Here is a 24,308-nt window from a genome sequence, read left to right as displayed (position 1 = left end):
TAGAACGAGGACTCCCGCGTCGGCGTCAGGACGACGCGCGCCCCGACTCGACAGGACACGGACCGCGTATGACCCTCAACCAGCTGAGGGCCTTCGTCGAGGCGGAGCGGCTCGGGTCGTTCACCGCAGCGGCGCGGGCCATGGACATCGCCCAGGCCTCCGCCTCCGAGCTGGTGCGCCGCCTGGAGACCGAGCTCGACGCCGAGCTGTTCGCGCGGGGCAGCCGCACCCTGGCCCTGACCTCGGCGGGCCAGGAACTGCTGCCGTACGCCCAGCAGGCGGTGGAGGCCGCCGAGAGCGGGACCCGGGCGGTGCGCTCCCTGGGTTCGCTGGGCGGCGGGACCGCCACCTTCGGTGTGCTGCGCAACGCCGACTACTACCTGCTGTCCAACCTCGTGCAGCTGTTCCACGCCCGTTATCCGTCCGTCCGGGTCCGGCTGGTGGGGCAGAACTCCGCCGAGACCGCGGCGGCCGTGGCGGCGGGACGGATCGAGGCCGGGCTCGTGGTGCTGCCGATCGAGGACGAGGGGCTGGTGGTGACGCCGCTGCTGCGGGACGAGGTGTTCTTCGTCAGCGCGAGCGAGGAGCGCACCCGGACGCCCGTGACGATCGAGGCGTTCTCCCGTACCCCGCTGGTCCTCTACGACGCCCACTACGGCTGGCAGGACCCCACCCGGCGCCAGCTCGCGGAACGGGCCCAGCTGGCCGGTGTGAGCGTCGATCCCCTGATCGAGCTGGAACACGTCGAGGCCGCGCTGGGTCTGGTGGCCGCAGGTGTGGGCGACACCATCGCCAGCCGGGCCGTGGTCGCCGGGGCGACGTTTCCCGCGGGGCTGCGCACCGTCCCGTTCGCCGACCCCCTCTACGACACGATCGCGCTGGTCAAGCGGCGGGGTCATCCGCTGTCGCGGGCCACCCGGGAACTGGTCAGGATCGCCGAGGACACCTTGCGCGAGATCCGGGACGATCTCGGCCTCTCCACACCGACCACCTGACCCACAGGGCAAGCCACAGGGAAACCCTGTACTTCGGACAGGATTCGCCCCTCTGGTCCTGTGGCAGTGTGCCGTCTAGCGTCCCTGCCATGCAGATCACGCACGACGAAGCACAGTCCCTCCCCCCGTTCCAGTGGCTCAAGAAGCCGTCCGTGGACGGTCCGCCCGCCCAGCGCGACCCCTCGGTGGTCGAGCGCGTCTCGCAGATGCTGAGCGAGATCGAGCGCAAGGGCATGGACGCGGTACGCGGCTACGCCCAGGAGCTGGACGGCTGGTCCGGCGACCTGGAGATCGAGGCCGCCGAGCTGAAGAAGTCGGGGGACGCGCTTCCCCCGGACGTCCGTACCGCGCTGGAGATGGGCTACGAGCGCACCCACCGTTTCGCCGCCGCGCAGCGCGAGCACCTGACGGATTTCGAGATCGAGGTGGCTCCCGGTGTCGCCGGCGGTCAGCGCTACGTTCCCGTCTCCCGCGTCGGCGCCTACCTGCCCGCCGGCCGGTTCCCCCTCCTCGCCAGCGCCTTCATGACGGTGAACGTGGCCAAGACGGCCGGCGTCCCCACGGTCCTCGCCTGCACTCCCCCGTCCGGCGAGCACGGCGCGCACCCCGCCGTGCTGTACGGTGCCTACCTGTCGCGCGCCGACCGGGTGTTCGCGCTCGGTGGCGTCCAGGCGCTCGGCGCGATGGCCTTCGGGCTGCTCGGTGAGGCACCGGTCGACATGCTGGTCGGCGCGGGGAACGCGTACGTCACCGAGGCGAAGCGGCAGCTGTTCGGCCGGGTCGGCATCGACCTGCTGGCAGGGCCCTCGGAGGTCGCCGTCATCGCGGACGACAGCGCCGACCCGGTGTGGGTCGCGGCGGACCTGCTGGGACAGGCCGAGCACGGGCCCAACTCACCGGCCGCTCTGGTCACCACCTCCGCCGAGCTGGGGCGCGCCGTGATCGCGGAGGTCGAGCGCCAGCTGGGGACGCTGACCACCCGGGACATCGCCGGCCCGGCGTGGCGCGACTTCGGCTCCGTCGTCGTGGTGGACGACCCGGCCGCCGCCGTCGCGGTGGCCGACGTGATCGCCCCCGAGCACCTGGAGATCCAGACCGAGGACGACGACTACTACCTGGAGAACCTGGCCAACTACGGCTCGCTGTTCATCGGGTCGTGGTCGACGGTCGCCTACTCCGACAAGGGCATCGCCGGCACCAACCACGTACTGCCGACCGGCAAGACGGCCCGCTACAACGCGGGGCTCTCCGTGTCCCGGTTCCTCAAGCCGCTGACGTACCAGCGTGCCTCGAAGGAGGGGACCGCGTCGCTGGCCCCGGCCGTCGAGCGCGTCTCGGCCTTCGAGGGGCTGGCGGCCCACGGTGCGACGGCGACGCTCCGCATCGACCGGATCGGACGGAAGTCCGGCGCGTTCGACGACGTTCCGGCCGCACTGCGCGACCAGCTGTGACACCTCGCGTGCCGCCGCACGGCATGCGGCGGCACGCGACCGCCTCTCCGGTGCCGAAGCCCCCCTCCCCGCCACGCCCGGCCACGCGCCCTGTCCCCACCCGAGGTTCTGCCATGCCACACCACCCGTCCGCGCCACCGGCGCCCGCCGGAACAGGGAGCGGCACCGCTCTCACCCAGGGCCTGAAGGGCCGCCAGATCACCATGATCTCCATCGGCGGGGTGATCGGCGCCGGCCTGTTCGTCGGCTCGTCCGCCTCCGTGACCGCCGCCGGGCCGGCCGCCCTGGTCTCCTTCCTGCTGGCCGCGGGGCTGGTGGTGCTGGTCATGCAGATGCTGGGCGAGATGGCCGTGGCCCAGCCCGACACCGGTTCCTTCTCCACCTACGCCGACCGTGCGCTGGGCCGCTGGGCGGGCTTCTCGATCGGGTGGCTGTACTGGTGGTTCTACATCCTCGTGATCCCCATCGAGGCCATCGCCGCCGGTGAGGTGGTCGCGGGTCTCACCTCGGTGCCCAGCTGGATCCCGGCGCTGGTGGTGATCGCGTTGCTGGCGGGCAGCAATCTTCTCGCGGTGCGCAACTACGGGGAGTTCGAGTACTGGTTCGCCCTGTTGAAGGTCGTCGCGATCGTCGCGTTCCTGGTTCTCGGTGCGCTCGCCGTACTCGGTCTGCTGCCGGGGTCGGACACCCACGGGGTGTCGAACCTGTGGAGTCACGGTGGCTTCGCACCGCAGGGCGGCACGGCCGTCCTCGCCGGTCTGCTCACCGCGATGTTCAGCTTTCAGGGCAGCGAGATCGTCACCATCGCCGCCGCCGAGTCCGAGGAACCGCGCAAGAACATCAGGAAGGCCGTGCGCGCGGTGGTCTGGCGGCTCGGCCTCTTCTACATCGGCTCGATCCTCATCGTGGTGTGCCTGGTCCCGTGGAACGCCGACGATCTGGCGGCCGGCTCCTACCAGGCCGTTCTCGACCGGATGAACATCCCGGGCGCCGCGCGGATCATGGACGTCGTCCTCGTCGTCGCCGTGGGCAGCTGCCTCAACTCGGCCGTGTACACCGCGTCCCGCATGATGTTCTCGCTGGCCGGGCGCGGCGACGCCCCCGCGCTCTTCGCCCGCACCTCACGGCAGGGAGTCCCCCGCAACGCGGTCGCGGCCTCCACGGTCGTCGGGGTGGCCGCGGTCGTCGCCAACTACCTGCTGCCGGACGTCTTCTCCTACCTCATCGCCTCCAGCGGAGCCATCGCCCTGATCATGTATATGGTCATCGCCCTCACCCAGTACGCGAACCGGCGCAAGGGAGGGCAGCCGGCCGAGGTGCGGATGTGGGGATTCCCCTACCTGACGCTCGCCACGGTCGCCTTCATCGCCGGGGTACTGGTGGTCATGGCCGTGCTGCCGGGACACCGGCTGGAGCTGTGGCTCTCGCTGGGCCTGACCGCGGTCCTGGTGGGCGTGGGGGTGCTGCGGCAGCGGCGCACGAGGGGCGGCGACGGGGACGCCCCGGCGTCGGCGGTCCGGGAGTCGGGGCCGGCGGCGCGGCACGCGGTCGGCGGGCGCTGACGGATCAGCGGGCGCGGGCATGCGTGGCGCGGGGCACGAACTCGGTCGGCAGGACCAGCCGTTCACCGGCCGGGTCGACCTCCTTGGCGATCCGCCGGACCAGCAGCCGGGCGGCCTGGCGGGACAGCTCCCGCAGGTCGTGCCGGACGGTGGTGAGCCGGAAGGCCTCCCACGCGGCCATCGGGAGATCGTCGAAGCCGATGACGGTGAGGTCGTCGGGGACCCTGACCCCGGCGGCGAGGGCCGCGTTCAGGACCCCGATGGCCACGACGTCGTTGCCGCAGAACACGGCGGTGGGCGCCCGGTCCGCGTCGAGCAGGGCGGGCAGCGCCCGGTACCCGGTGTCGTACTCGAAGGCCCCGCGTACCACCCGGTCCTCGGGCAGTCCGACGCCCGCCTCGGCGAGGGCCAGCCGGAACCCCAGCTCGCGCTCGCGCCCCGTGGTGGTGTTCGCCGCGCCGAAGACGCCCGCGATGTGCCGGTGCCCGAGGGCCACGAGTTCCCGGGCGACGAGCCGCCCGCCGCCCTCGTTGTCGACGACGGAGGCGAAGTCGCCGGCCCGGCCGGTGTCCCGGTTGAGGAAGACGTAGGGCATGCCGCGACGGTCCAGCTGAGCGGGCAGGCGGGAGTCGGTGGTGGCCGTCGCGAGGACGACGCCGTCCATCGACTGGTCCAGCAGCTTCTCCTCCGCGACCGCCTCGTCGGACCGCTCCGTGATCAGCATCATGCGGTAGCCGAGGCTGCTCAGTTCGTCGTGGAGCGGGGCGATCACGTGCGGGTAGAACGGGTTGGTCAGGTCTGTGACGATGACACCCACCCGTCGGGTGGCACGCGTGGAGAGGGTGCGCCCGGCCTCGCTCGGCACGTAGTTCAGCGCCTGGGCGGCGCGTCGCACCTTCTCGCGGGTGGCCTCGGAGACACGGGGATCGTCGCGCAGGGCCCGGGAGACCGTGGGCTGCGAGACACCGGCCAGTCTGGCCACGTCGTGACTGGTGATCCCCATCGGCTCTCTCCTCGTCGCCACCGCCGCCACCCGACGGCGCACCCTTACCCAATATACGTATGTCGATCTCACGGCAGTCAGTCGCCCCTGCGCCGTACCCGGCCCACCCGCCGCAGCCGGTCATCGACATCCGCCCGCAAAGACCTTGACCCACCCCCTTGACATCACGGCCACCGGCGCCTGTCATGGAATGCATACGTATACACAAGCAAGGAGCCGTTATGCCCGACGCAGTCGTCACCCCTCACGAGCTGGCCCGCCGTACGGTGCGCCGCAGCGACTTCGTCTCCTGCGACCAGGCGTTCATCGACTGCCGCACGCCCGGTTCCGACCGCAAGGAGAACTACGCGATGATCGGGCCGGGCGTCTCACAGGCCGCCGGCCAGCACGTCAACCTCCGGCTGCCGCACGGCTACAACATCGGCGCCGCCGCCATGCCGCACGGCATCACCAACAACCTGCACCTCCACTACACGGCCGAGGTCTTCGTCTGCACCGAGGGCGAGTACCTGCTGCGCTGGGGCGTCGACGGCACCGAGGGTGAACTCACGCTCCGGGCCGGCGACATCGCGTCCGTCCCGACCTGGATCTTCCGCGGATTCACCAACACCGGCCCCGACGACGGCTGGCTCTTCACCGTGCTGGGCATGGACGACACCGGCGGCATCATCTGGGGCCCCTCGGTCCTGCGCGAGGCGAGCGAGCACGGCCTGTACCTCACCGCCGGCAACGAACTCGTCGACACCGTCGCCGGGGACCCTCTCCCCGCGGAGTCCGAGCTGGTCAGCCCCATGGCCCGGGAGCACATCGACCGGCTCCGCCGCTACACCCCCGACGAGATGAGGCGCCGCGTCGCCGCCGCCGACGACCTGGTCTTCTCCGAGCGGCCCTTCCTCGACAGCACCCTGCCCGGTGGCGGAGCCCGGCTGAGCTGCGTCATCGGCTACGGCATGACCGAGGACCCGCACCAGGAACCCCGCGTCTTCAACCCGCACGGCCACAACGCCGCCTGGCTCCGTGCCGATCCCGGGCAGGGCGTCTCGACGCACCGCCAGCACGAGACCCAGACCCTGATCGTGAAGGACGGCCTGTGGGAGGTCACCCTCAACCGCACCGACCCCGTCACGGTCCGCCTCGGTCCGCGCGACATGCTCTCCGTCCCGCAGGACGCCTGGCGCTCCGTACGCAACGCGGGCGACGAGCGGGGCGACCTCCTCGTGGTCAACTCCGGTGACGGGCGGGTCCGCCTGGAGTGGGACGACGAGGTCGTCAAGAGCGCGGCGGACGCGGGCCTGGGCATCGACCACAACGGCTACGTCGCCCCCTACGCGCTGCTGCCCCGCTCCGCACGTCCCTGGTGACCGGCGTGCCGAGCGAGGACCCGGCCGGTCCGCCGCCCCTGGTCGTCGTGCCCGGCATGCTCTGCGACACCGGGCTCTGGGACGACGTCGAATTTCCGCAAGGCCACGCCGTCCATCACGTCCCGCTGCGGCGGGACGGCGTCGGGGCGCTCGCCCAGGACGTGCTCTCCGCGGTCACCGGCCCGTTCGTCCTCGTCGGGCTGAGCCTCGGGGCCATCGTCGGCTTCGAGGTCCTGCGCCGGGCGCCCGAGAGGGTCGCGGGGCTGTGCGTGATGGCGACCAACCCGGGTGCGCCGCGCCCCGGGCAGTACACGGCCTGGCGGGAGATGGACGAACAGATCCTGGCCGGCCGGTTCACGGACGTCGTCGAACGGACGCTGCCGGCCATGTTCCCCGACCGGAGCCCCACCCCCGCGGCGAAGCGGCGCTACCGGGCCATGGCGCACGCGGTGGGCGCCACCGCCGCCCGCGCACAACTCGCCGCACAGGCCACCCGCACGGACGCGACCGGCGTCCTGCGGACCGTCCGCTGCCCCACCACGGTCCTGGCCGGGGAACAGGACGCACTGTGCCCGCCCGCCTTCCACCGGACGATCGCGCGGACCGTTCCGGGAGCAGGTCTGACGCTGCTGCCGGACGCGGGACACCTCGTGCCGTGGCAACGGCCCGACGCGGTGTCGTCCGCGCTGCGCGACCTGGTCACGGCCGTCGTCTCGTCGCCGGACGGCCCCGTGGCCACCCCCTCCTGAACGACCTGCCACCCCACCCCTGCACCTACTGGAAGTGAGCCGCCATGCCCCGACACCTCAAGTCCCCCGTACCGGCAGCACGTGTGACCGCGGCCCGGGCGGACGTCGCCGAGCGCGTCCGCGTCATCCTCGACGACATCCGCGAGCGCGGCGACGACGCGGTACGCCAGTACTCCGAGAAGTTCGACGACTGGAGCCCCGAGTCGTTCCGCCTCTCCCCCGACGAGATCCGCCGGATCGTCTCCCAGGTCCCCGACACGGTCCTGGACGACATCCGCTTCGTGCAGGACCAGGTCCGCACGTTCGCACAGGCCCAGCGTGACGCGCTGGCCGACGTCGAGATCGAGACGCTGCCCGGCGTGCGTCTCGGCCACCGGCACGTCCCCGTGTCCGGCGCCGGCGCGTACGTACCCGGCGGGCGCTACCCGCTGACCGCGTCGGCGCACATGACGATCGTGACCGCCAAGGTGGCCGGCGTCCCCCGGGTCGCCGCCTGCACCCCGCCGATCCGGGGTGAGATCCCGGCCGCGACGGTCGCGGCCATGCACTTGGCGGGCGCCGACGAGATTCACTTGCTGGGCGGCGTCCAGGCCGTCGCGGCTCTGGCCGTGGGCACCGAGACCATCGAGCGCGTGCCGATGCTCGCCGGGCCGGGCAACGCGTACGTGGCGGAGGCCAAGCGGCAGTTGTTCGGCGAGGTCGGCATCGACCTGTTCGCCGGGCCCACCGAGATCCTGGTGATCGCCGACGAGCACGCGGACCCCTTCGTGGTGGCCGTCGACCTGCTGTCGCAGGCGGAGCACGGCCCGGACTCCCCCGCCGTGCTGGTCACCACGTCCGAGGAGCTGGGCCGCGAGGCCGAGCGGCACATCGAGCGCCTGCTGCCCGGCCTGCCCACCCGGGACTTCGCCGGACCGGCCTGGCGCGACCACGGCGAGATCGTGATCGCCGACAGCCTCGACGACGCCTTCCGGATCGCCGACTCCTACGCGAGTGAGCACGTGGAGGTGCTGACCGAGAACCCGCGCCAGGCCCTGGACAGGATGCGGGACTACGGCGCCCTCTTCCTCGGGGAGGGGACCTGTGTCTCCTACGGCGACAAGGTCATCGGCACCAATCACGTCCTGCCCACGCGCGGCGCGGCCCGCTACACGGGCGGCCTGTGGGTCGGCAAGTACCTCAAGACGGTCACCTACCAGGAGGTCACCGACACCGCGTCCTCCGCGCTGCTGGGAGAGGTGTGCGGACGGGCCGCGCGCGTCGAACTGTTCGAGGGGCACGCCCGCTCCGGCGACGTGCGTGCCGCCAAGTACGGCCGGGGCGGGCTGCCCTGGAACGAGGAGGGCGCCGCGTGAGCACCCGCAATGCAGCGTCGGCCGGACACACCGCGCCGTTGGCCGGGCGTACCGCTCTGGTCACCGGGGGAGGCAGCGGCCTCGGCCGGAGCATCGCACGGCGGCTGGTCGCCGACGGGGCACGGGTGGTGATCACGGGCCGCGACGGGACCAGGCTCGGGGAGACCGCCGACCGTCTCGGCCCGGACGTCTCGCACCGCGTCTGCGACGTCTCCAGCCCCGAACAGGTCGCGGAACTCGCCCACGACCTGGCCGACGAGGAGATTTCGATCCTGGTCAACAACGCCGGGACGGCGGGACCGGTGGCACCGCTCACCGAGATCGACCCGCGGGAGTGGGACGAGGTCTTCCACGTGAACGTGCGCGGGGTGTTCCTGATGTGCCGGGCCTTCCTGCCCGCCATGACCGCGCGGGGCACCGGCGACATCGTGAACATCGCCTCGGTCTCCGGCAAACGCCCGCTGGCGCGGCGCACTCCCTACTGCGCCTCGAAGATGGCGGTCATCGGGCTCACCACCACCCTGGCCGTTGAGGCGGGACCGCACGGTGTCATGGTGAACTCCCTGTCTCCCGGGCCCGTTTCCGGCCCCCGGATGGAACGCAACTTCAGGCTGGAGGCAGAGCGCACGGGCAGTTCCCCCGCCCAGGCCGAGCAGGCGTTCGTGGCCCGCTCCGCCCTGGGGCGGATGGTGACCGAGGACGAGGTCGGCGAGGCCGTCACCGCGATGCTGCGCATGGGCGGTCTCTGCGGGGCCGACATCGACCTCTCGGCCGGGATGGTGGCCCGGTGACGGCGCGCGGCATCCCCCGCCGCGGCCTCAAACAGCGCCTGGCGGACGGCGAGCGGTTGCGGGGCGCCCTGCTGCGGCTCCCGTCGGAGACGCTGGTGGAGATGGCGGGGGTCGCCGGACTCGACTACGTCGTCATCGACTGCGAGCACGGGCCGGCCGACCTGACGCTGCTCCAGCATCACCTCACGGCCGCGGCGGCCCACGGGTTGGACGTCCTGGTCCGCGTCGGCTCGGCCGAGCCGGCCCTCGCGCTGCGCTGCCTCGACCTGGGCGCCGCCGGGCTGATCCACCCGCACGTCGACAGCCGCGAGGACGCCCGGCGTGCGGTGGCCGCCAGCCACTACCCGCCGTGGGGAGAGCGCGGTTTCGCCACATACAGCAGAGCGGGCCGGTTCGGCACGGTCGGCGCGGCCGAGCATGTGGCCGCGTCCCGCGAAACCCTGGTCGTGGCGATGGCCGAGACGCGCCGTGCCTGCGACGCCGCCGACGCCATCGCCGGCACCGAGGGGGTGGACGCGGTCCTGGTGGGCCCCGCCGACCTCGCCGCCGACTGCGGCTTTCCGGACCCCGGCGTGGTCGACGCCCTGATCTCGAGGGCGCACGACGCGACGCGCGCCAACGGGCGGGCCGTCATGGCCATCGTGCCGGGCCTCGACGCCGCCCGGGCCGCCGAGCGGCGGGGTGCGCAGCTCGTCGTCTACAACATGGCCCACGTACTCATGGACACCCTGCGCTCCCTGACCGCGCCCGGGACGACGGACGCGACCGGGGACTCGGCCTGACGAGGGGCGAACCCTTGACGCCCCCCGCACGGATCCTTAGTGTTCACCAGCAGTTCATACGTATGCACGCTCTAGCCTGCATCCCCACCCCCCTCTCTCTCCCCTTCCCCCCCTCCCCCTCCCCTGCGCGATCGGAGAAGCCATGTCCGCCGCAGCACCGGCCTCCCCAGCAGTCGGCTCTCCCCAGTCCGACACGGACAAGCGACACGCGATACGCCGAGCCATCGGCGCGGGCAGCATCGGCAATTTCGTCGAACAGTTCGACTACGGCCTCTACGGCTACATGGCCCCCATCATGGCCCCCGCCTTCTTCCCCGAGAGTGACCGGACCGTGGCGGTGCTGGGCACCTACGCGATCATCGCCATCGCCTGCCTGTTCCGCCCGCTCGGCGGCACCCTCGTGGGCCGCTGGGGCGACCGGGTCGGCCGCAAGAAGACCCTGTTGTGGACCATCGTCGCCATGGGCGTGACCACCGCCCTGATCGGCATGCTGCCCACGTACCAGCAGATCGGCATCGGTGCGCCACTCCTGCTCCTGCTGCTCCGGGTCGTCCAGGGCGCGGTCTCGGGCGGCGAGTACGTGGGGGCCGTCGCCTTCATCGTGGAGTGGGCGGAGCCGAACCGCCGCGCCTACTACACGTCGTACGCCTCCAACAGCTGCTTCGTCGGCACCCTCGCCGGCGCCGGTACGGCGGCGCTGACCAGCTGGGTGTTCCAGGGCGAGGCCCTGGACTCGTACGGGTGGCGCCTGCCGTTCCTGCTGGCGATCCCGCTCAGCCTGGTCGGGGTGTGGCTGCGTCGCCACATCGAGGAGACCCCGGAGTTCGTGCGCGCGACGGCGGAAGGCGCGGACGTCGTCAAGTCGCCGGTCCGTGAGGCGCTGCGTTCGCAGTGGCGGCCGATCCTGGTCTTCTGCGGGATCTCGATCATGCTCGCGATCCTGTCGTACAGCTGGGTCACCTTCTATCCGCAATACCTGACCGACACGCTCGGTCTGCCGCGCTGGATGGGCCTGGCCTCGAACGCCATCTCCATCGCGGTCCTCATCCCCCTCCTGCCGCTGGCCGGCATGCTGTCCGACCGGATCGGGCGCAAGCCGATGCTGGTGACGGGTGCCATCGCCTGCATCGTGCTGGTCCCGCTCGCCTTCCGGGTGGGCGAGGAGGGGACGTTCGGGGCCGCGGTCGCCAGTCAACTCATCTACATCGTGCCGGAGTTCTTCCTCACCGGCATCGTCACCGTCTGCGCGGCCGAGCTGTTCTCCACGCGGACCAGGTTCAGCGCGAGCGCCATCGCGTACAACAGCTCGTTCTCCATCTTCATGGGCATCACGCCGTTCGTCGCGACGCTGCTGGTCAGCACCTTCGACACCATCTACGCCGTCTGGGCCTACCTGGCGGCGGGCGCCCTCCTGGCGCTGGTCGTGGTGAGCGCCTTCATGACGGAGACGTACCGGAGCCACCTGGGCGCGGACAAGTTCGCCGTCCGCACCTGAGCGAATCCGTACATACGCATTCTCGCACCACCGCACAGTTGTCATCGATTCACAGGAACGGAAAGCACCATGCCTCTCGACCCCGTCGCATACCTCCCCTACAAGGACCCGGACGACTTCATCCGCGAGGTGACCGACCGCATCTGGGTCGACCGGGACATCGCCCACATCGTCGACAACTACGAGCCCGACTCGATCGTGCACACCAGCCTCGGCACCGTCGTCGGCCGTGACGGTGTCATCGAGGGCACCACCATCCGCATGGGCAGCACGCCGGGCCACATCGGCCAGGCGGAGGACGTGGTCTGGGAGGCGCGCGGCGACGACGCCTTCCTCAGCTCCCACCTGGTCTTCTCCGCCGACGAACACCTGGTGGACGGCCGCAACATCCGCATCCGCAAGCGCACGGTGGCCAACTGCCTGTACCGCAGGGGCCGGATGGTGGAGGAGTGGGTGGTACGCGACGAGCTGGCCGACTGCCTCCAGCGCGGCCTCGATCCCGCCGAGGCGGCGCGCCGGCTCACCTTCCAGGGGTTCAGCGGCTCCATGCTCGACGAGCCGCCGACGGACGTGCTGCTGGAAGGCGTCAGCGGCGCCCGCCAGGACCAGTACCGTCCCGAGTGCGAGATGGTGCTGCGGTTCATCGACGAGGTGTGGACGCGGCGCCAGTTGCACCGGGTCGACGACTTCATGGTCCGCGACCTGTTCCTGCACACGGTCGGCGACCGTACCGTCATCCGCCCCGAGCGCTACCAGAGCGACCTCCTCGCCATGGTCGGCCCCTTCCCCGACGCGCGGTTCGCCGTCCGGGACATCCAGACCAACCACTCACCGCGCTACGCGGGTCTGCGCGTCGCCGTCCTGTGGACCATGCACGGCACCTACCGCGGCACCGCCGCCTTCGGCCCCCTCACCGGCCGGCCGGTGACGGTACTCGGGGTGTCGCAGTTCCTGATCCAGGACGGCCGCATCGTGAAGGAGGTCCGCGTCTACGACGAGATCTCGCTCCGCGCGCAGATCGACGCGGGACGCGAGGAGGGCCCGCAGGTGGAGGCCAACATCTACTGAGCCACTCCCCTGTCGTCGGCGGTCCGGTACTCGAGTGCCGGGCCGCCGACGACGTGGTCGTGGTCCACGGCCACCAGCTCGTCCTCGAAGCGGGTCAGGAGCCGCGGGTCGTAGGCGGCTACTGCGGTGGATTGAGCTTGCGGAAGTAGGTCCAGCTCGTCTCGTTCGGCTCGCTCCACTTCTCCGGGGCGTGCGCGAACTCCGGATGGTGGCCGGCGATGTACGCGCGGGTGCGCTCGGGAACCTCCGTGTACGCGCCGAGCTTGCGGCCCCGGCAGTGGAAGGTGAGGCCGCCGGGCCGCTGTCCGCGGGCCATCCACGGGAGCCACGGGGACATCCGGGACCACGACATGGTCGCCGGGACACTGGGCGCGGGGCCCGCCAGGTCGGCGCGGTCGGCGAAGAACTGGAACAGCTCCAGAGCCCGGTACGTGTCACCGGCCGAGTGGACCGGGTACTGGGCCACGGGCAGCGGCGAGGGGTAGGCGAGCGGGATCTCCAGGCTGAAGCAGACCTGTCCGCCGAGTTCGGTCGTCGGGACGGGGAAGGGGCGCCACTTCTGGTTCGCCGGGTCGTTCCAGACGTGCACGACCGGCAGGTCCCGCCAGGTCTCCAGGATCTCGCGGCTGACGGGGTCGAGGTAGAAGGCGGCCTCGCGGGTGAGCAGACGGTAGGCGTCCGGACCTCCGTCGGCGTCCTGGACGAGGCGGGCGACGTTGACGCCCTCGAAGCCGAAGAGACGCTCGTACGGCTCCTCGGGACCCCAGGCGTACACGTCACCGGTCCACCAGTAGGTGACCTCCTCGCCGTCCAGCGAGGCACGGGTGCGGGCAAGGGCGCGGAGCTGTTCTGCGGGTGTCGTCATGGGAAGTACTCTGCGCGATCACCGCCGTGACGCGGCGCCGATCACCCCGGCATGGAACGGAATTGACCAGAAAGAAAGCTTCACGCGGAGCGGGCCCCGACCACACCCGGCCGGGATCGGGGTGACGTCAGGGGTCGCTCGGGGGTCTCCCCGATGTTCCGTGCCCGGCCGGTCGGCAGTGTGGGGGCATGACCTCAACGCACATGTCACGAAGGGCATTCGGGCACGCGGCGGTCGCCGGGACCGCCGCGCTGGCCACCGGTCTGGCACTGCCCGGGCATCGCGCCCGCGCCGCGCCGATGCCGCCGCTCCCGCCCTTGGACCCCGCCGCTCTTCAGGCGGTCATCGACGACCGCGCGGCGCCTGCGTCGACCGCGGCGCAGCTCCGGATCGGCGGCACGGCCGGGCACTGGCACGGCACCTCGGGCCTCGCCGACCTCGGGAGCCGGCGTCCGGTGCGGGCGGGTGACAGGGTCCGGGTCGGCAGCGTGACCAAGGTCTTCGTCGCCACGGTCGTCCTCCAGCTGGTGGCGGAGCGCCGGTTGACGCTGGACACGCCGGTGCGGCGGATCCTGCCGGGCCTCCTGCCGGACCGGTTCGGCGCGATCACCGTGGCGCACCTGCTCAACCACACCAGCGGGCTGCCCGACCACGTCGGCATCCCGGAGCCGGAGACGGCCGAGGAGGTGTTCCGGCACCGCTTCGACCACTGGACGCCGCGGGAGTGGGTGGCGACGGCGACGCGCGGTCCGCTCAAGTTCGCGCCGGGGACGCGGCAGGAGTACCGCGGCATCAACTACGTGCTGGCCGCCCTGATCGTCGACACGCTGACCGGCCGCCCGTACGGGGAGGCGGTGGCGGCCCGCGTCCTGCGCCCTCTGGGCCTGACCCGCACCGCCGTGCCGGGAGACGAGCGGCGCATCCGTGGCCGGCATGTGCACGGGTACCTCAGGACGGCGGAGGGCCGGCTGCGGGACATCACCGCGTACGACCAGTCGTCGGCCCGGGGCGAGGGCGACATGATCTCCACGGTGGACGACGTGGACCGGCTGCTCACCGCCTTGTTCTCGGGCGAACTGCTGCCGCCCCGGCTGCTCCGGCTGATGTTCACCCTGCCCCCGGACGAGGTGCGCATGCTCGACGGCAGCCCGGCCCGCTACAGCACCGGACTGCAACAGGCCGCGGTCAACGGCGTCGTCCTGTGGGGCAAGACCGGCGAGACGTACGGCTACAAGAACGCCGCGTTCTCCACCAGCGACCAGAGCCGCCGCTTCGTCCTCGCGTACCACCCGACGACGGTCCGCGACGGTGCGGAGAGCCAGATGATCGCCCGGGTCGCCGATCTGCTGACGCGGGACGCCGGCGGCGCCGGGTGACGTCCTCGGGTCACGGCGGCGGCGACCCGGCGGACGGGTCGGTCTCCGGGGACGGGCGGAGGAAGGCGCGGGCCCGGGGAGTGTGCCGGTAGTGGACGTGCCGGCCGGAGCGGGTGCGGTGCACCAGGTCGGCGGCGAGGAGTCGGGTCAGGTGGAAGGAGACCGTCGCGGGGGCGAGGTGGTGCAGGGCGGCGAGCGCCGTGGTGGTGCGCGGTTCGGTCAGGCTGTGGAGGATCGCCAGCCGGGTGGCGCCGAGGACGGGGGCGATGCGCGGGCCCCGGTGGCGTGCGGCGCCCATGGGGATGGCGAGCTGGGCCTCCTCGCGTCGCAGCGGGGCGTGCAGGCCGACCCGGTCGAGGAAGAGGCTCGGGATGAGCGTGAGGGGGTGCGTGCCGCCGACCTCGCCCTCGTAGGCCGAGGTGACCTGTAGTGCGCCGTCCTGCCAGCGCAGGGAGGAGTGCAGGGCCGCGAGGGCACCGCCGAGTCCTTCGCGGGCCGCGACGGCGCCGTGCCGTTCCACGAAGCCCTCGAAGCTCGCGGTGGTCTCGGACCAGCGCGGTGCCATCGCCTTCGACCACAGCCAGTGCAACTCGCGGGCCAGACGCTCCCGCAGTTCGCTCTCGCCCACCTCGATCCCGGGCCGGACCCGCTCCTCGGCGCGTCCGAGCTGGCCTTCGCGCAGCCAGGGGCAGCGGCTGCCCCGCGCCTGTCCCCCGGCCAAAAAGGCGGTGAACTGGGTCTCCACCGTGCTCGTCGGGGTCGTGGCGACGGCGTGCAACTGGTCCTCGACCGACGGCAGGAAGGTACGGGGGGCCGGCGTGAGCAGTTCCGGGAGGTAGGCGGTGTATCCGCGGGAGACGGCGGCGAGCGTCGGCAGCCGGCCGGAGGACAGCAGGGCCCCGACCTGACGGAGGGCGGGCGGAGGTCTCCGGACCTCGGACACGGCCACCAGCGCGGCTGCCAACTCCCCCACGGGTGACACGGCCCAGCGCAGACCGGCCAGCCGCTCGGCGGGCATGTGCAGGCGAATCACGAGTCCGCTCCCCCTGTGCGTTCTCAACCCCGATGAACGGTTCGTCGCAGACCGGCATTCGAACCTGATCGAATCAACGCGTCAGGCAGGCGTTCGGTTCCTAGGCTCCGGGGACCACCATCACAGCCGTAGGAAAGGCATCACCCTGTGCACCAGCAGATGATCTTCGTGAACCTGGCCACCAACGACCTCGACGCGGCCAGGAAGTTCTTCGCCGAGTTGGGCTTCGCCGCCGACGACAACTTCAGCGACGACACGACGGCCGCGATTCCCCTCAGCGACACCATCAACGTCATGCTGCACACCCACCGCAAGTACGCGGAGTTCACCAAGAAGCGGATCGTGGACTCGACGTCGTCCAGCGAAGTGCTGCTCGCCCTGAGCGCCGCCGGTCGGGAAGAGGTCGACGCGCTCGTCGAGAAGGCGGTGGCCGCGGGGGGCTCGGCCACCGGTGAGCCCCAGGACCACGGCTTCATGTACGGCCGCGCCTTCGACGACCTCGACGGGCACACCTGGGAGGTGATGTGGATGGATCCGACGGCGGCACAGGGCTGATTCCGGCGGTCGTCGCGGTCACTCCGACGCCGGGGCGTGCGGGCCGGTCGCCGGTGGTTCGGCCGGACGGTCCCGTCCGCCGTCGCGGCCGGACACCACCACGATCAGAAGACCCACGACGACGGCGGCGACGACGACGCGTCCAGCGGCTCGCGTCGTCCATCCCGCCCGGGACGCGCCCTCGTGCGTCCCGGGCGCACCCAGCCTCTCGGCGCGCCGGGCGGGTCGCAGCAGTCGGAGCAACAGCAGTGCCGCGACGGGCAGTTGCAGCAGCCACAGCACGGTGCGCGGCCACTCTCCGTACCAGACGTTGGTCCCGTACAGCAGCGTGTGCCAGACGCTCAGCACGTACACGACGATGACGAACCGGTGCAGTCGCCGCCAGGTGTTCGCGCCGATATGGTGCCGGACGTAGAACAACAGGCCCAGGGGGACGGCCAGGTACAGGGCGGCCTGGCCGACGGGAATGGCGATCCGGCCGGTGCCGGAGTCGTACCAGCCGGGCACGAAGCTGTCCGCGAAGGCGACCCAGAGCCGCTCCGCCCACCCCACCTTCGTCTCGTAGCGCACGAGTTCGGCGGCGAACATCAGCGCGTGCGCGAACATCAGGGCCATCGTGGTCAGGCTGGTCGTCCGGTGCCAGCGTTCCAGCACCTGCCGGGAGACGGGCAGTCGGGTGGGGCGCGGTCCGGACAGCAGCAGTCCGAGCATCACCGTGCCCCACGCCCACAGCAGGCCGGACCAGCCGAACGCCTGGCTGAGCAGGTACATCCAGTAGGTGGCGGGGTCGTCCATGAACGGCATGACCGCGACGGTGGCCGAGTCCCCCGACCCCATGCGTGCGTAGAGGAACGCGAACACGGCCGCGGTGACCACCACCGCGGCGGTGGCGTCGGGCACCGCGGACCTCAGATCACCTCGGAGGGCGGGGCGGTCGGCGGGGCGGCGCTCGCGTCCGGTCCCAGCGGCGGGCGGCCCGTCTTCCCCGGGCCTCGCGTCGGACAGCATCAGGGCCTCCCGGGCGCCGCCACCGCCAGGGCGGTGCGCGTGTGTCGTGGGGCCATCAGTCTGGCCGACGGGACGGCGGAGCACCGAGTCGCGATCAAGCCAGTGCGCCGGGCATGTGCGGCCGAAAAGGCGCGGTGGCGGCGGTGCTCAGCGCTCAGCGCTCAGCGCTCAGCGCTCAGCGCTCAGCGGGAACCGTCGTTCGTGACCGGATAGGGCACGAAGGTGCTGCTGTTCTGGTCGATGAGCAGACCTCGGCCCAGCGGTGGCGCGGCCCGCTGGGAGCAGTCGAGGCGCTCACAGACGCGGCAGCCCATGCCTATGGGGGTCGCGGCGGCGGCGTTGCCGAGGTCGAGGCCGTCCGAGTAGACGAGCCGGTGGGCGTGGCGGGTCTCGCAGCCGAGGCCGATGGCGTACGTCCTGCCGGCCTCGTTCCACCGGCCGCGGTGGCGGGTGACCGCCCGGGCGGTCCACAGATAGCGCTGTCCGTCGGGCATCTCGGCGATCTGGACGTGGATGCGGCCGGGAGCGGCGAACGACTCGTAGACGTTCCACAGCGGGCAGGTGCCGCCCGCCCGGGAGAAGTGGAAGCCGGTGGCCGACTGCCGCTTGGACATGTTGCCGGCCCGGTCGACCCGGACGAAGGAGAACGGTACGCCGCGCAGCCGGGGCCGCTGGAGGGTGCTCAGGCGGTGGCAGACCGTCTCGTAGCCGACGCCGTAGTGGTCGGTGAGCAGGTCGATGTCGTAGCGGGCCTCCTCGGCCGCGGCGTGGAAGGTGCCGTAGGGCAGGATCAGTGCGGCGGCGAAGTAGTTGGCGATGCCGATGCGGGTCAGGGCGTGCGGTGCCGAGCCGGGCGTGAAGTCCTCGGCGGCGAGCCGGTCGAGGGCGTCCCCGTGCTCCAGCAGGGCGAGCTGAGTGGCCATGCGGAAGGCGCGCCGTCCCGGGCGCAGGCGCGGCGACAGGTGCAGGGTGCGGGTCGCCTCGTCGTAGTGGTGGAGCCGGTCGCCGGCCTCGGCGGCCAGGTGGACGCCGTGGGCCTGGGCGAGCCGGGCGGTGAGGGCGCCGATCACCTCGCCGGGCCGGACGCCGATCTCCGCCGCCAGGCCCTCGGCCGCGAGGTCGGTGTCGTGCAGGTAGTTCTCGCGCCGGTAGAAGAAGTCCCGGACCTCCTCGTGGGGTGAGGAGGCCGCCGACTCTCCGGCCCGGCCGTCCGTGGCACCGGCCAGCCGCTCGGACAGCCGCTGGTTGCGCCGGCCGAGGTCGAGCAGGACGCGGGCCACTTCGGGGGTTCGCGCCGCGAGGTCGGTCAGGTCGGCGGCGGAGACCCGGGATTCGGCGATCTCCGTGGACAGGGCCTCGCGCAGGTCGGCGACGAGGCGCGTCGTGTCGCGTGCGGAGAAGAACCCCGGGTCGACGCCGAACGCCTCGGTCAGCCGCAGCAGTACCGGCACCGTGAGCGGGCGGGAGTCGTGCTCCATCTGGTTGAGGTAGCTCGGCGAGATGCCGAGCACCCGGGCCAGCTCGGCCTGGCTCATCCGACGGTCCTCACGCAGGCGCCGCAGCCGCGCCCCCGCATAGGTCTTGCTCACGGCCACTCCTCCGCACCGGGAAACCGACCGCCAGAGTACGGGACGAGCCCTCCTGCGGGCCCTTCGCAACCTTGGCAGAATCCGGCCGGAAGATTCGCAGAACTTGGCATTCGTCCACGGTTGATGGCACTCAGTGCCAGTGTCAGAGTCTCAGTGCGGCCCGCCGGAACCGGTGGACGGCCACCCGGTACCGACTTGCGATTTCATGCCCTGACGTCGGAAGGATCGGTGCGAGTGACCTCTCCACGGCAGCATTGCTCATCCTCCTCTCCAGGAGGTCCCGGCGGGCCGCAGCCACAGGACAGACACGCAGTGCCACACCCGATTCCGATCGGTTCGGGATTGGCAGACACCACAGACCGAGGAGACGGTGACAGTCATGGCAGAGGCGAGGACACAGGCGGCCGAGGAACTCGCGCGGCGCTGGGCCACCGACCCGAGGTGGCAGGGCATCGAGCGCACCTACGGCGCCGACGAGGTGCTGCGGCTCTCCGGCAGCGTCCGCGAGGAGCACACCCTCGCCCGGCGCGGTGCCGAGCGGCTGTGGCGGCAGCTGCACGATCTGGACTACGTGCACGCGCTCGGAGCGCTCACCGGCGGGCAGGCCGTGCAGCAGGTCAAGGCGGGCCTCCAGGCCATCTACCTGTCCGGCTGGCAGGTCGCCGCCGACGCCAACCAGGCCGGGCACACCTACCCGGACCAGAGCCTGTACCCGGCCAACTCGGTGCCGCAGGTGGTGCGCCGCATCAACAACGCGCTGCTGCGTGCCGACCAGATCGCCACGTCCGAGGGCGCCGGGGACACCACCGACTGGCTCGCGCCGGTCGTCGCCGACGCGGAGGCCGGTTTCGGCGGCCCGCTGAACGCCTTCGAACTGACCAAGGCGATGATCGCCGCCGGCGCGGCCGGCATCCACTACGAGGACCAGCTCGCCTCCGAGAAGAAGTGCGGCCACCTCGGCGGCAAGGTGCTGGTGCCGACCTCGCAGCACATCCGCACCCTCAACGCGGCCCGGCTGGCCGCCGACATCGCCGACGTGCCGACCGTGATCGTCGCCCGCACCGACGCGCTCGCCGCCAACCTGCTCACCAGCGACGTCGACGAGCGCGACGCCGAGTTCGTCACCGGCGAACGCACGGCGGAGGGCTTCTACCGGGTGCGGAACGGCATGGCCCCGGTCATCGCCCGCGGCCTCGCCTACGCGCCGTACTCCGACCTGATCTGGGTCGAGACCGGCACCCCGGACCTCGCCCAGGCCCGTGAGTTCGCCGAGGCGATCCACGCGCAGTACCCCGACCAGATGCTCGCCTACAACTGCTCGCCGTCCTTCAACTGGAAGGCTGCGCTGGACGACGACCAGATCGCCAAGTTCCAGCGGGAGCTGGGCGCGATGGGCTACAAGTTCCAGTTCATCACCCTGGCCGGTTTCCACTCCCTGAACCACGGCATGTTCGACCTGGCCCGCGGCTACGCCGAGCACGGCATGACCGCCTACGTCGACCTCCAGGAGAAGGAGTTCGCCGCCCAGGCCCAGGGCTTCACCGCCGTCAAGCACCAGCGCGAGGTCGGCACCGGCTACTTCGACCTGGTCTCCACCGCCGTCAACCCGGCCTCCTCGACCACCGCTCTCGCCGGGTCCACGGAGGAAGAGCAGTTCCACTAGGCAGCCGGGCCGGGCCGCCCGCGCGGCCCGGCCCGCCCTCCCCTCTCCCAGGAGATCGCCATGACCACCCTCGCACCGCCCCACCAGCTCCGTGTCCTCGCCGCTCCGGGCCACCGGCACGACGAGATCCTCACCCCCGCCGCCCTGGACTTCGTCGGCCGTCTCGCCGCGGCGTTCGGGGAGCGCCGGCGGGATCTCATGAAGGAACGCCGCCGCCAGGCCCTGCGGCTCGCGTCGGGCTCTCCGCTCGTCTTCCCCATGGTCACCGCGGCGGTGCGGGACGATCCGTCCTGGCGGGTCGCGCCGCCCGCGCCCGGTCTGACCGACCGGCGGGTGGAGATCACCGGGCCGCCGGACCGCCGTATGGCCGTCAACGCGCTGAACTCGGGTGCCAAGGTGTGGATGGCGGACTTCGAGGACGCCACGGCCCCCACCTGGGACAACATCGTCGACGGCCAGCTCACCCTGCTCGACGCCGTCGAGCGCCGTATCGACTTCACCACGGCGGAGGGCAAGGAGTACCGGCTCGCCGACCGCGACCGGCTCGCCACCCTCATGATCCGCCCGCGCGGCTGGCACCTCGACGAGGAGCACCTGGAGTTCGACGGCGGCCCCGTGCCCGCGGCCCTCGTCGACTTCGGCCTCTACTTCTTCCACTGCGCGCGGCGGCAGATCGACGCGGGCCGCGGCCCGTACTTCTACCTCCCCAAGCTGGAGAACCGATACGAGGCCCGCCTCTGGAACGACGTCTTCCTGCTGGCGCAGGAGTTGCTCGGCATCCCCCGGGGCACGGTCCGGGCCACCGTCCTCATCGAGACGATCACCGCGGCGTTCGAGATGGAGGAGATCCTGTACGAGCTGCGCGAGCACTCCGCCGGTCTCAACGCCGGCCGCTGGGACTACCTCTTCAGCATCATCAAGACCTTCGGGCACCGCACCGACTTCCTCCTCCCGGACCGCGCGAGGGTCACGATGACCGCGCCCTTCATGCGCGCCTACACCGAACTGCTCGTGCGCACCTGCCACAGGCGCGGAGCGCACGCCATCGGCGGCATGGCCGCCCAGGTGCCGGGCGGCGACCCGGCCGCGAACGAGGCGGCCTTCGCCAAGGTGCGGCTGGACAAGGAGCGGGAGGCGGAGGACGGCTTCGACGGCTCCTGGGTGGCCCACCCGGCCCTGGTGCCGGTGTGCCGCGACGTCTTCGACGGCGTCCTCGGCGAACGGCCCCACCAGCTCGACCGCACCCGCGACGACGTCGAGGTCACGGCCGTCGATCTGCTGTCGGTCCGCCGGGTCACCGGCCCGCCGACCCCGGAGGGCGTGCGCACCAACATCGCCGTCGCGCTGCGCTACTTCGCCGGCTGGCTGCGCGGTGAGGGCGCGGTCGCGGTGGACGGGCTGATGGAGGACGCGGCCACCGCCGAGATCGCCCGCGTGCAGGTCTGGCAGTGGCTGCGGCACCGGGTGATCGACCGGGAGACCGTGCTGCGGCTGCTCGACGAGGAGGTCGTCGCGCTCGGCGCGATCTCCCCGTGGGCGTCCTTCGACGACATCCGGGGACTGTTCGAGCGGACCGTGCTGGCGGGTGAACTGCCGCTGTTCTTCACCCCGGACGCGTACACCCGCCACCTCGTGCGGCGGACGGAGGCCGGGGCATGAGCGTCGGTATCCGGCGCGTCGGTGTGGTCGGCGGCGGGCAGATGGGCGCCGGCATCGCCGAGGTGTGCGCCCGGGCGGGCCTGGACACGGTGGTGTGCGAGGCCGACGCCCTCGCCGCCCGCACCGCCCGGGACCGGGTGGCGGCGTCCCTCGACCGAGCGGTACGGCGCGGGAAGCTGGAGCCGTCGGGGGCGGAGGACGCGCTGGCCCACCTCGTGTTCACGGGCAGCCTCGACGACCTCGCCGACCGTCAGCTGGTCGTCGAGGCGGTGGTGGAGAACGCGGACGCCAAGGCGGAGGTCTTCGGCGCGCTCGACAAGATCGTCGAGGATCCGCAGGCCGTGCTGGCCACCAACACCTCCTCGCTGCCGGTCATGCGACTGGGTATGGCGACCGGCCGCGCGGACCGGGTCGTGGGCCTGCACTTCTTCAATCCCGTGCCGGTGCTGCCCCTGGTCGAGGTCGTCTCGTCCCTGCACACGTCGGCGGACACGGTCTTGCTCGTCGAGGACTTCGCGGCCCGCGCGCTCGGCAAGACGGTGGTCCGGTCGCAGGACCGGGCGGGGTTCGTCGTCAACGCGCTGCTCGTCCCGTACCTGTTGTCCGCCGTGCGGATGGCGGAGTCCGGCTTCGCCACCGCGGCGGACATCGACGCGGGCATGGAGTTGGGCTGCGCCCATCCCATGGGGCCGCTGCGGCTGGCCGACCTGATCGGTCTGGACACGGTCGCCTCGATCGCGGAGTCGCTGTACGACGAGTTCCGCGAGCAGTTGTACGCCCCGCCGCCGCTGCTCCAGCGCATGGTGGAGGCGGGGCTCCTCGGCCGGAAGACCGGCCGGGGATTCCACACCTACGACCGGGTCTGACCGCCGGGTTCCGGCGCGGCGCCGGCCGTGGTGGCGAGCCCGAGCTCGCGCTCGCCGAGTGGGGTGAAGAAGCGCTCGACGTCCGCGTCGGTGACGTCGGCGAGGGCGGCCGGCGTCCAGCGGGGGTCGCGGTCCTTGTCGATGATCTGGGCGCGGATGCCCTCGACCAGGTCGGGTGCGGTCAGTGCCGCGCAGGAGACGCGGTACTCCTGGTCCAGGACCCGCTCCAGGGAGCCGAGCCCGCGGGCGCGGCGTACGGCGGCCAGGGTGACCTTGAGGGAGGTCGGCGACCTGGTGAGCAGGGTCTCGGCGGCCTCCTTGGCGGCCGGATCGCCGTGGTCGTACAGCCGCCGCACCGCCTCCTCTACGCCGTCCGTCGCGTAGCAGGCATCGATCCAGGTCCGGTGCGCGGCCAGGACACCCGGCGGAGGCGCCTGCGTGTACCGGTCCAGGGCCTCGGCGGCGGGGAGCTCGGCCAGCTCGTCGACGAGGCCGCCCAGCGCGGCGGAGGGCACGTAGTGGTCGGCGAGACCGCAGAGCAGGGCGTCGGCGGCGCCGATCGGAGTGCCGGTCAGGGCGAGGTGGGTACCGAGTTCGCCGGGGGCGCGGGCGAGCAGGTGGGTGCCGCCGACGTCGGGGACGAAGCCGATGCCGGTCTCGGGCATGGCGATCCGGGAGCGTTCGGTGACGATCCGGACGCTGCCGTGCGCGGAGATGCCGACGCCGCCGCCCATGACGATGCCGTCCATGACGGCGACGTACGGCTTCGGGTAGCGGGCGATACGGGCGTTGAGCCGGTACTCGTCCCGCCAGAAGGCGGCCGAGACCGTGCCGTCGCCGTCGCGGGCGTCGTCGTGGATGCTCCGGATGTCGCCGCCCGCGCACAGGCCGCGCTCCCCGGCGCCGGTGACGACGACGGTGTCCACGGCCGGGTCCCGCTCCCAGGCGGTCAGCGCCTCGTCGACGCGGAGCACCATCTCGTGGGTGAGGGAGTTCAGGGCCCTGGGGCGATTGAGGGTGATGTGCGCGGCCCGGCCAGTGGTGTGCAGGAGGACGGGTGCGTCGGTGCCGTTCATCTCGAC

At 72.0% G+C, this 24,308-nt stretch carries 21 protein-coding genes; 15 read left to right on the top strand and 6 right to left on the bottom strand.

What is annotated here, in order from left to right; genetic code table 11:
- Positions 1–68: 68 nt before the first annotated feature.
- The 3 genes from ACGF3J_RS24325 to ACGF3J_RS24315 all read left to right on the top strand — a co-directional run bounded on the left by ACGF3J_RS24325 (position 69) and on the right by ACGF3J_RS24315 (position 4,008).
- Entirely contained in the window at positions 69–995 is a 927-nt protein-coding gene (locus ACGF3J_RS24325) for a LysR family transcriptional regulator (protein ID WP_393854769.1), read from the top strand.
- 89 nt (positions 996–1,084) lie between these two features.
- Positions 1,085–2,446: a histidinol dehydrogenase gene (gene hisD / locus ACGF3J_RS24320; protein ID WP_352154618.1), complete on the top strand. Its 1,362-nt coding sequence runs from the start codon at positions 1,085–1,087 to the stop codon at positions 2,444–2,446.
- A gap of 113 nt (positions 2,447–2,559) precedes the next feature.
- Positions 2,560–4,008, top strand: coding sequence for an amino acid permease (locus ACGF3J_RS24315; protein ID WP_202558144.1), 1,449 nt, complete (start codon positions 2,560–2,562; stop codon positions 4,006–4,008).
- Between the two features lie 4 nt (positions 4,009–4,012).
- Here the strand turns inward: ACGF3J_RS24315 and ACGF3J_RS24310 are convergent, their stop codons facing one another.
- Complete coding sequence (locus tag ACGF3J_RS24310) at positions 4,013–5,032, bottom strand: LacI family DNA-binding transcriptional regulator (RefSeq protein WP_393854768.1); 1,020 nt, start codon at positions 5,030–5,032, stop codon at positions 4,013–4,015.
- Positions 5,033–5,232: 200 nt separating this feature from the next.
- Here ACGF3J_RS24310 and ACGF3J_RS24305 point away from each other — a divergent pair, with 200 nt between their 5' ends.
- The 7 genes from ACGF3J_RS24305 (at position 5,233) to ACGF3J_RS24275 (ending at position 12,612) form a co-directional block, all read left to right on the top strand.
- Complete coding sequence (locus ACGF3J_RS24305) at positions 5,233–6,372, top strand: cupin domain-containing protein (RefSeq protein WP_393854767.1); 1,140 nt, start codon at positions 5,233–5,235, stop codon at positions 6,370–6,372.
- 5 nt (positions 6,373–6,377) lie between these two features.
- Positions 6,378–7,121: an alpha/beta fold hydrolase gene (locus tag ACGF3J_RS24300; protein WP_393854766.1), complete on the top strand. Its 744-nt coding sequence runs from the start codon at positions 6,378–6,380 to the stop codon at positions 7,119–7,121.
- 44 nt (positions 7,122–7,165) lie between these two features.
- Positions 7,166–8,476 carry a histidinol dehydrogenase gene (gene hisD / locus ACGF3J_RS24295; RefSeq protein WP_393854765.1) on the top strand — a complete coding sequence of 437 codons (1,311 nt, stop codon included), beginning with the start codon at positions 7,166–7,168 and terminating at the stop codon, positions 8,474–8,476.
- Positions 8,473–9,267, top strand: coding sequence for an SDR family NAD(P)-dependent oxidoreductase (locus ACGF3J_RS24290; protein WP_393854764.1), 795 nt, complete (start codon positions 8,473–8,475; stop codon positions 9,265–9,267). The genes hisD (ACGF3J_RS24295) and ACGF3J_RS24290 overlap by 4 nt, the downstream gene beginning before the upstream one ends.
- A complete protein-coding gene (locus tag ACGF3J_RS24285) occupies positions 9,264–10,049 on the top strand; it encodes an HpcH/HpaI aldolase/citrate lyase family protein (protein WP_393854763.1) in 786 nt (261 codons plus the stop codon). Before ACGF3J_RS24290 ends, ACGF3J_RS24285 begins: the two co-directional genes overlap by 4 nt.
- Before the next feature lie 142 nt (positions 10,050–10,191).
- Entirely contained in the window at positions 10,192–11,544 is a 1,353-nt protein-coding gene (locus ACGF3J_RS24280; RefSeq protein WP_393854762.1) for an MFS transporter, read from the top strand.
- A 69-nt stretch (positions 11,545–11,613) separates the two neighbouring features.
- Entirely contained in the window at positions 11,614–12,612 is a 999-nt protein-coding gene (locus tag ACGF3J_RS24275) for an ester cyclase (protein WP_393854761.1), read from the top strand.
- Between the two features lie 118 nt (positions 12,613–12,730).
- Here the strand turns inward: ACGF3J_RS24275 and ACGF3J_RS24270 are convergent, their stop codons facing one another.
- Positions 12,731–13,477, bottom strand: coding sequence for a DUF1838 family protein (locus ACGF3J_RS24270; RefSeq protein ID WP_393854760.1), 747 nt, complete (start codon positions 13,475–13,477; stop codon positions 12,731–12,733).
- 188 nt (positions 13,478–13,665) lie between these two features.
- Here ACGF3J_RS24270 and ACGF3J_RS24265 point away from each other — a divergent pair, with 188 nt between their 5' ends.
- Entirely contained in the window at positions 13,666–14,853 is a 1,188-nt protein-coding gene (locus tag ACGF3J_RS24265; protein ID WP_393854759.1) for a serine hydrolase domain-containing protein, read from the top strand.
- A gap of 10 nt (positions 14,854–14,863) precedes the next feature.
- On the opposite strand, the gene ACGF3J_RS24260 is transcribed toward ACGF3J_RS24265, so the two are convergent.
- Positions 14,864–15,886 carry an ArsR/SmtB family transcription factor gene (locus tag ACGF3J_RS24260; protein WP_393854758.1) on the bottom strand — a complete coding sequence of 341 codons (1,023 nt, stop codon included), beginning with the start codon at positions 15,884–15,886 and terminating at the stop codon, positions 14,864–14,866.
- A 147-nt stretch (positions 15,887–16,033) separates the two neighbouring features.
- On the opposite strand from ACGF3J_RS24260, the gene ACGF3J_RS24255 reads away from it, so the two are divergent.
- Entirely contained in the window at positions 16,034–16,441 is a 408-nt protein-coding gene (locus ACGF3J_RS24255; RefSeq protein ID WP_393854757.1) for a VOC family protein, read from the top strand.
- Between the two features lie 18 nt (positions 16,442–16,459).
- Here the strand turns inward: ACGF3J_RS24255 and ACGF3J_RS24250 are convergent, their stop codons facing one another.
- The gene (locus ACGF3J_RS24250; RefSeq protein ID WP_393854756.1) at positions 16,460–17,449 is read right to left on the bottom strand and encodes a ferric reductase-like transmembrane domain-containing protein; all 990 of its coding nucleotides are present in this window, start codon (positions 17,447–17,449) and stop codon (positions 16,460–16,462) included.
- Positions 17,450–17,631: 182 nt separating this feature from the next.
- Entirely contained in the window at positions 17,632–19,038 is a 1,407-nt protein-coding gene (locus ACGF3J_RS24245; RefSeq protein ID WP_393854755.1) for a short-chain fatty acyl-CoA regulator family protein, read from the bottom strand.
- 379 nt (positions 19,039–19,417) lie between these two features.
- Here ACGF3J_RS24245 and aceA point away from each other — a divergent pair, with 379 nt between their 5' ends.
- From aceA to ACGF3J_RS24230, 3 genes are read left to right on the top strand one after another with little or no spacing between them, the layout of a single operon-like run.
- Positions 19,418–20,701, top strand: a complete 1,284-nt coding sequence (aceA, locus tag ACGF3J_RS24240; protein WP_386931088.1) for an isocitrate lyase — start codon at positions 19,418–19,420, stop codon at positions 20,699–20,701.
- Positions 20,702–20,761: 60 nt separating this feature from the next.
- Positions 20,762–22,360, top strand: coding sequence for a malate synthase A (aceB, locus tag ACGF3J_RS24235; RefSeq protein WP_393854754.1), 1,599 nt, complete (start codon positions 20,762–20,764; stop codon positions 22,358–22,360).
- Entirely contained in the window at positions 22,357–23,226 is an 870-nt protein-coding gene (locus tag ACGF3J_RS24230) for a 3-hydroxybutyryl-CoA dehydrogenase (protein WP_393854753.1), read from the top strand. The genes aceB and ACGF3J_RS24230 overlap by 4 nt, the downstream gene beginning before the upstream one ends.
- Here ACGF3J_RS24230 and ACGF3J_RS24225 read toward each other — a convergent pair.
- Positions 23,211–24,302: an enoyl-CoA hydratase/isomerase family protein gene (locus ACGF3J_RS24225; RefSeq protein WP_393854752.1), complete on the bottom strand. Its 1,092-nt coding sequence runs from the start codon at positions 24,300–24,302 to the stop codon at positions 23,211–23,213. The genes ACGF3J_RS24230 and ACGF3J_RS24225 overlap by 16 nt on opposite strands.
- Positions 24,303–24,308: the final 6 nt, after the last annotated feature.

The sequence above is a fragment of the Streptomyces sp. NPDC048171 genome (genome assembly GCF_043202655.1).
Taxonomy (GTDB): Bacteria; Actinomycetota; Actinomycetes; order Streptomycetales; family Streptomycetaceae; genus Streptomyces.
The sequence above is the reverse complement of the archived record's forward strand: the minus strand, read 5'-3'. Positions and strand labels throughout refer to the sequence as shown.

Excerpts from the sequence above, each read along its gene's own strand:
- ACGF3J_RS24325 (WP_393854769.1), top strand. The coding sequence starts at position 69 with ATGACCCTCAACCAGCTGAGGGCCTTCGTCGAGGCGGAGCGGCTCGGG.
- hisD (WP_352154618.1), top strand. The coding sequence starts at position 1,085 with ATGCAGATCACGCACGACGAAGCACAGTCCCTCCCCCCGTTCCAGTGG.
- ACGF3J_RS24315 (WP_202558144.1), top strand. The coding sequence starts at position 2,560 with ATGCCACACCACCCGTCCGCGCCACCGGCGCCCGCCGGAACAGGGAGC.
- ACGF3J_RS24305 (WP_393854767.1), top strand. The coding sequence starts at position 5,233 with ATGCCCGACGCAGTCGTCACCCCTCACGAGCTGGCCCGCCGTACGGTG.
- hisD (WP_393854765.1), top strand. The coding sequence starts at position 7,166 with ATGCCCCGACACCTCAAGTCCCCCGTACCGGCAGCACGTGTGACCGCG.
- ACGF3J_RS24280 (WP_393854762.1), top strand. The coding sequence starts at position 10,192 with ATGTCCGCCGCAGCACCGGCCTCCCCAGCAGTCGGCTCTCCCCAGTCC.
- ACGF3J_RS24275 (WP_393854761.1), top strand. The coding sequence starts at position 11,614 with ATGCCTCTCGACCCCGTCGCATACCTCCCCTACAAGGACCCGGACGAC.
- ACGF3J_RS24270 (WP_393854760.1), bottom strand. The coding sequence starts at position 13,477 with ATGACGACACCCGCAGAACAGCTCCGCGCCCTTGCCCGCACCCGTGCC.
- ACGF3J_RS24265 (WP_393854759.1), top strand. The coding sequence starts at position 13,666 with ATGACCTCAACGCACATGTCACGAAGGGCATTCGGGCACGCGGCGGTC.
- ACGF3J_RS24250 (WP_393854756.1), bottom strand. The coding sequence starts at position 17,449 with ATGCTGTCCGACGCGAGGCCCGGGGAAGACGGGCCGCCCGCCGCTGGG.
- aceA (WP_386931088.1), top strand. The coding sequence starts at position 19,418 with ATGGCAGAGGCGAGGACACAGGCGGCCGAGGAACTCGCGCGGCGCTGG.
- aceB (WP_393854754.1), top strand. The coding sequence starts at position 20,762 with ATGACCACCCTCGCACCGCCCCACCAGCTCCGTGTCCTCGCCGCTCCG.
- ACGF3J_RS24230 (WP_393854753.1), top strand. The coding sequence starts at position 22,357 with ATGAGCGTCGGTATCCGGCGCGTCGGTGTGGTCGGCGGCGGGCAGATG.
- ACGF3J_RS24225 (WP_393854752.1), bottom strand. The coding sequence starts at position 24,302 with ATGAACGGCACCGACGCACCCGTCCTCCTGCACACCACTGGCCGGGCC.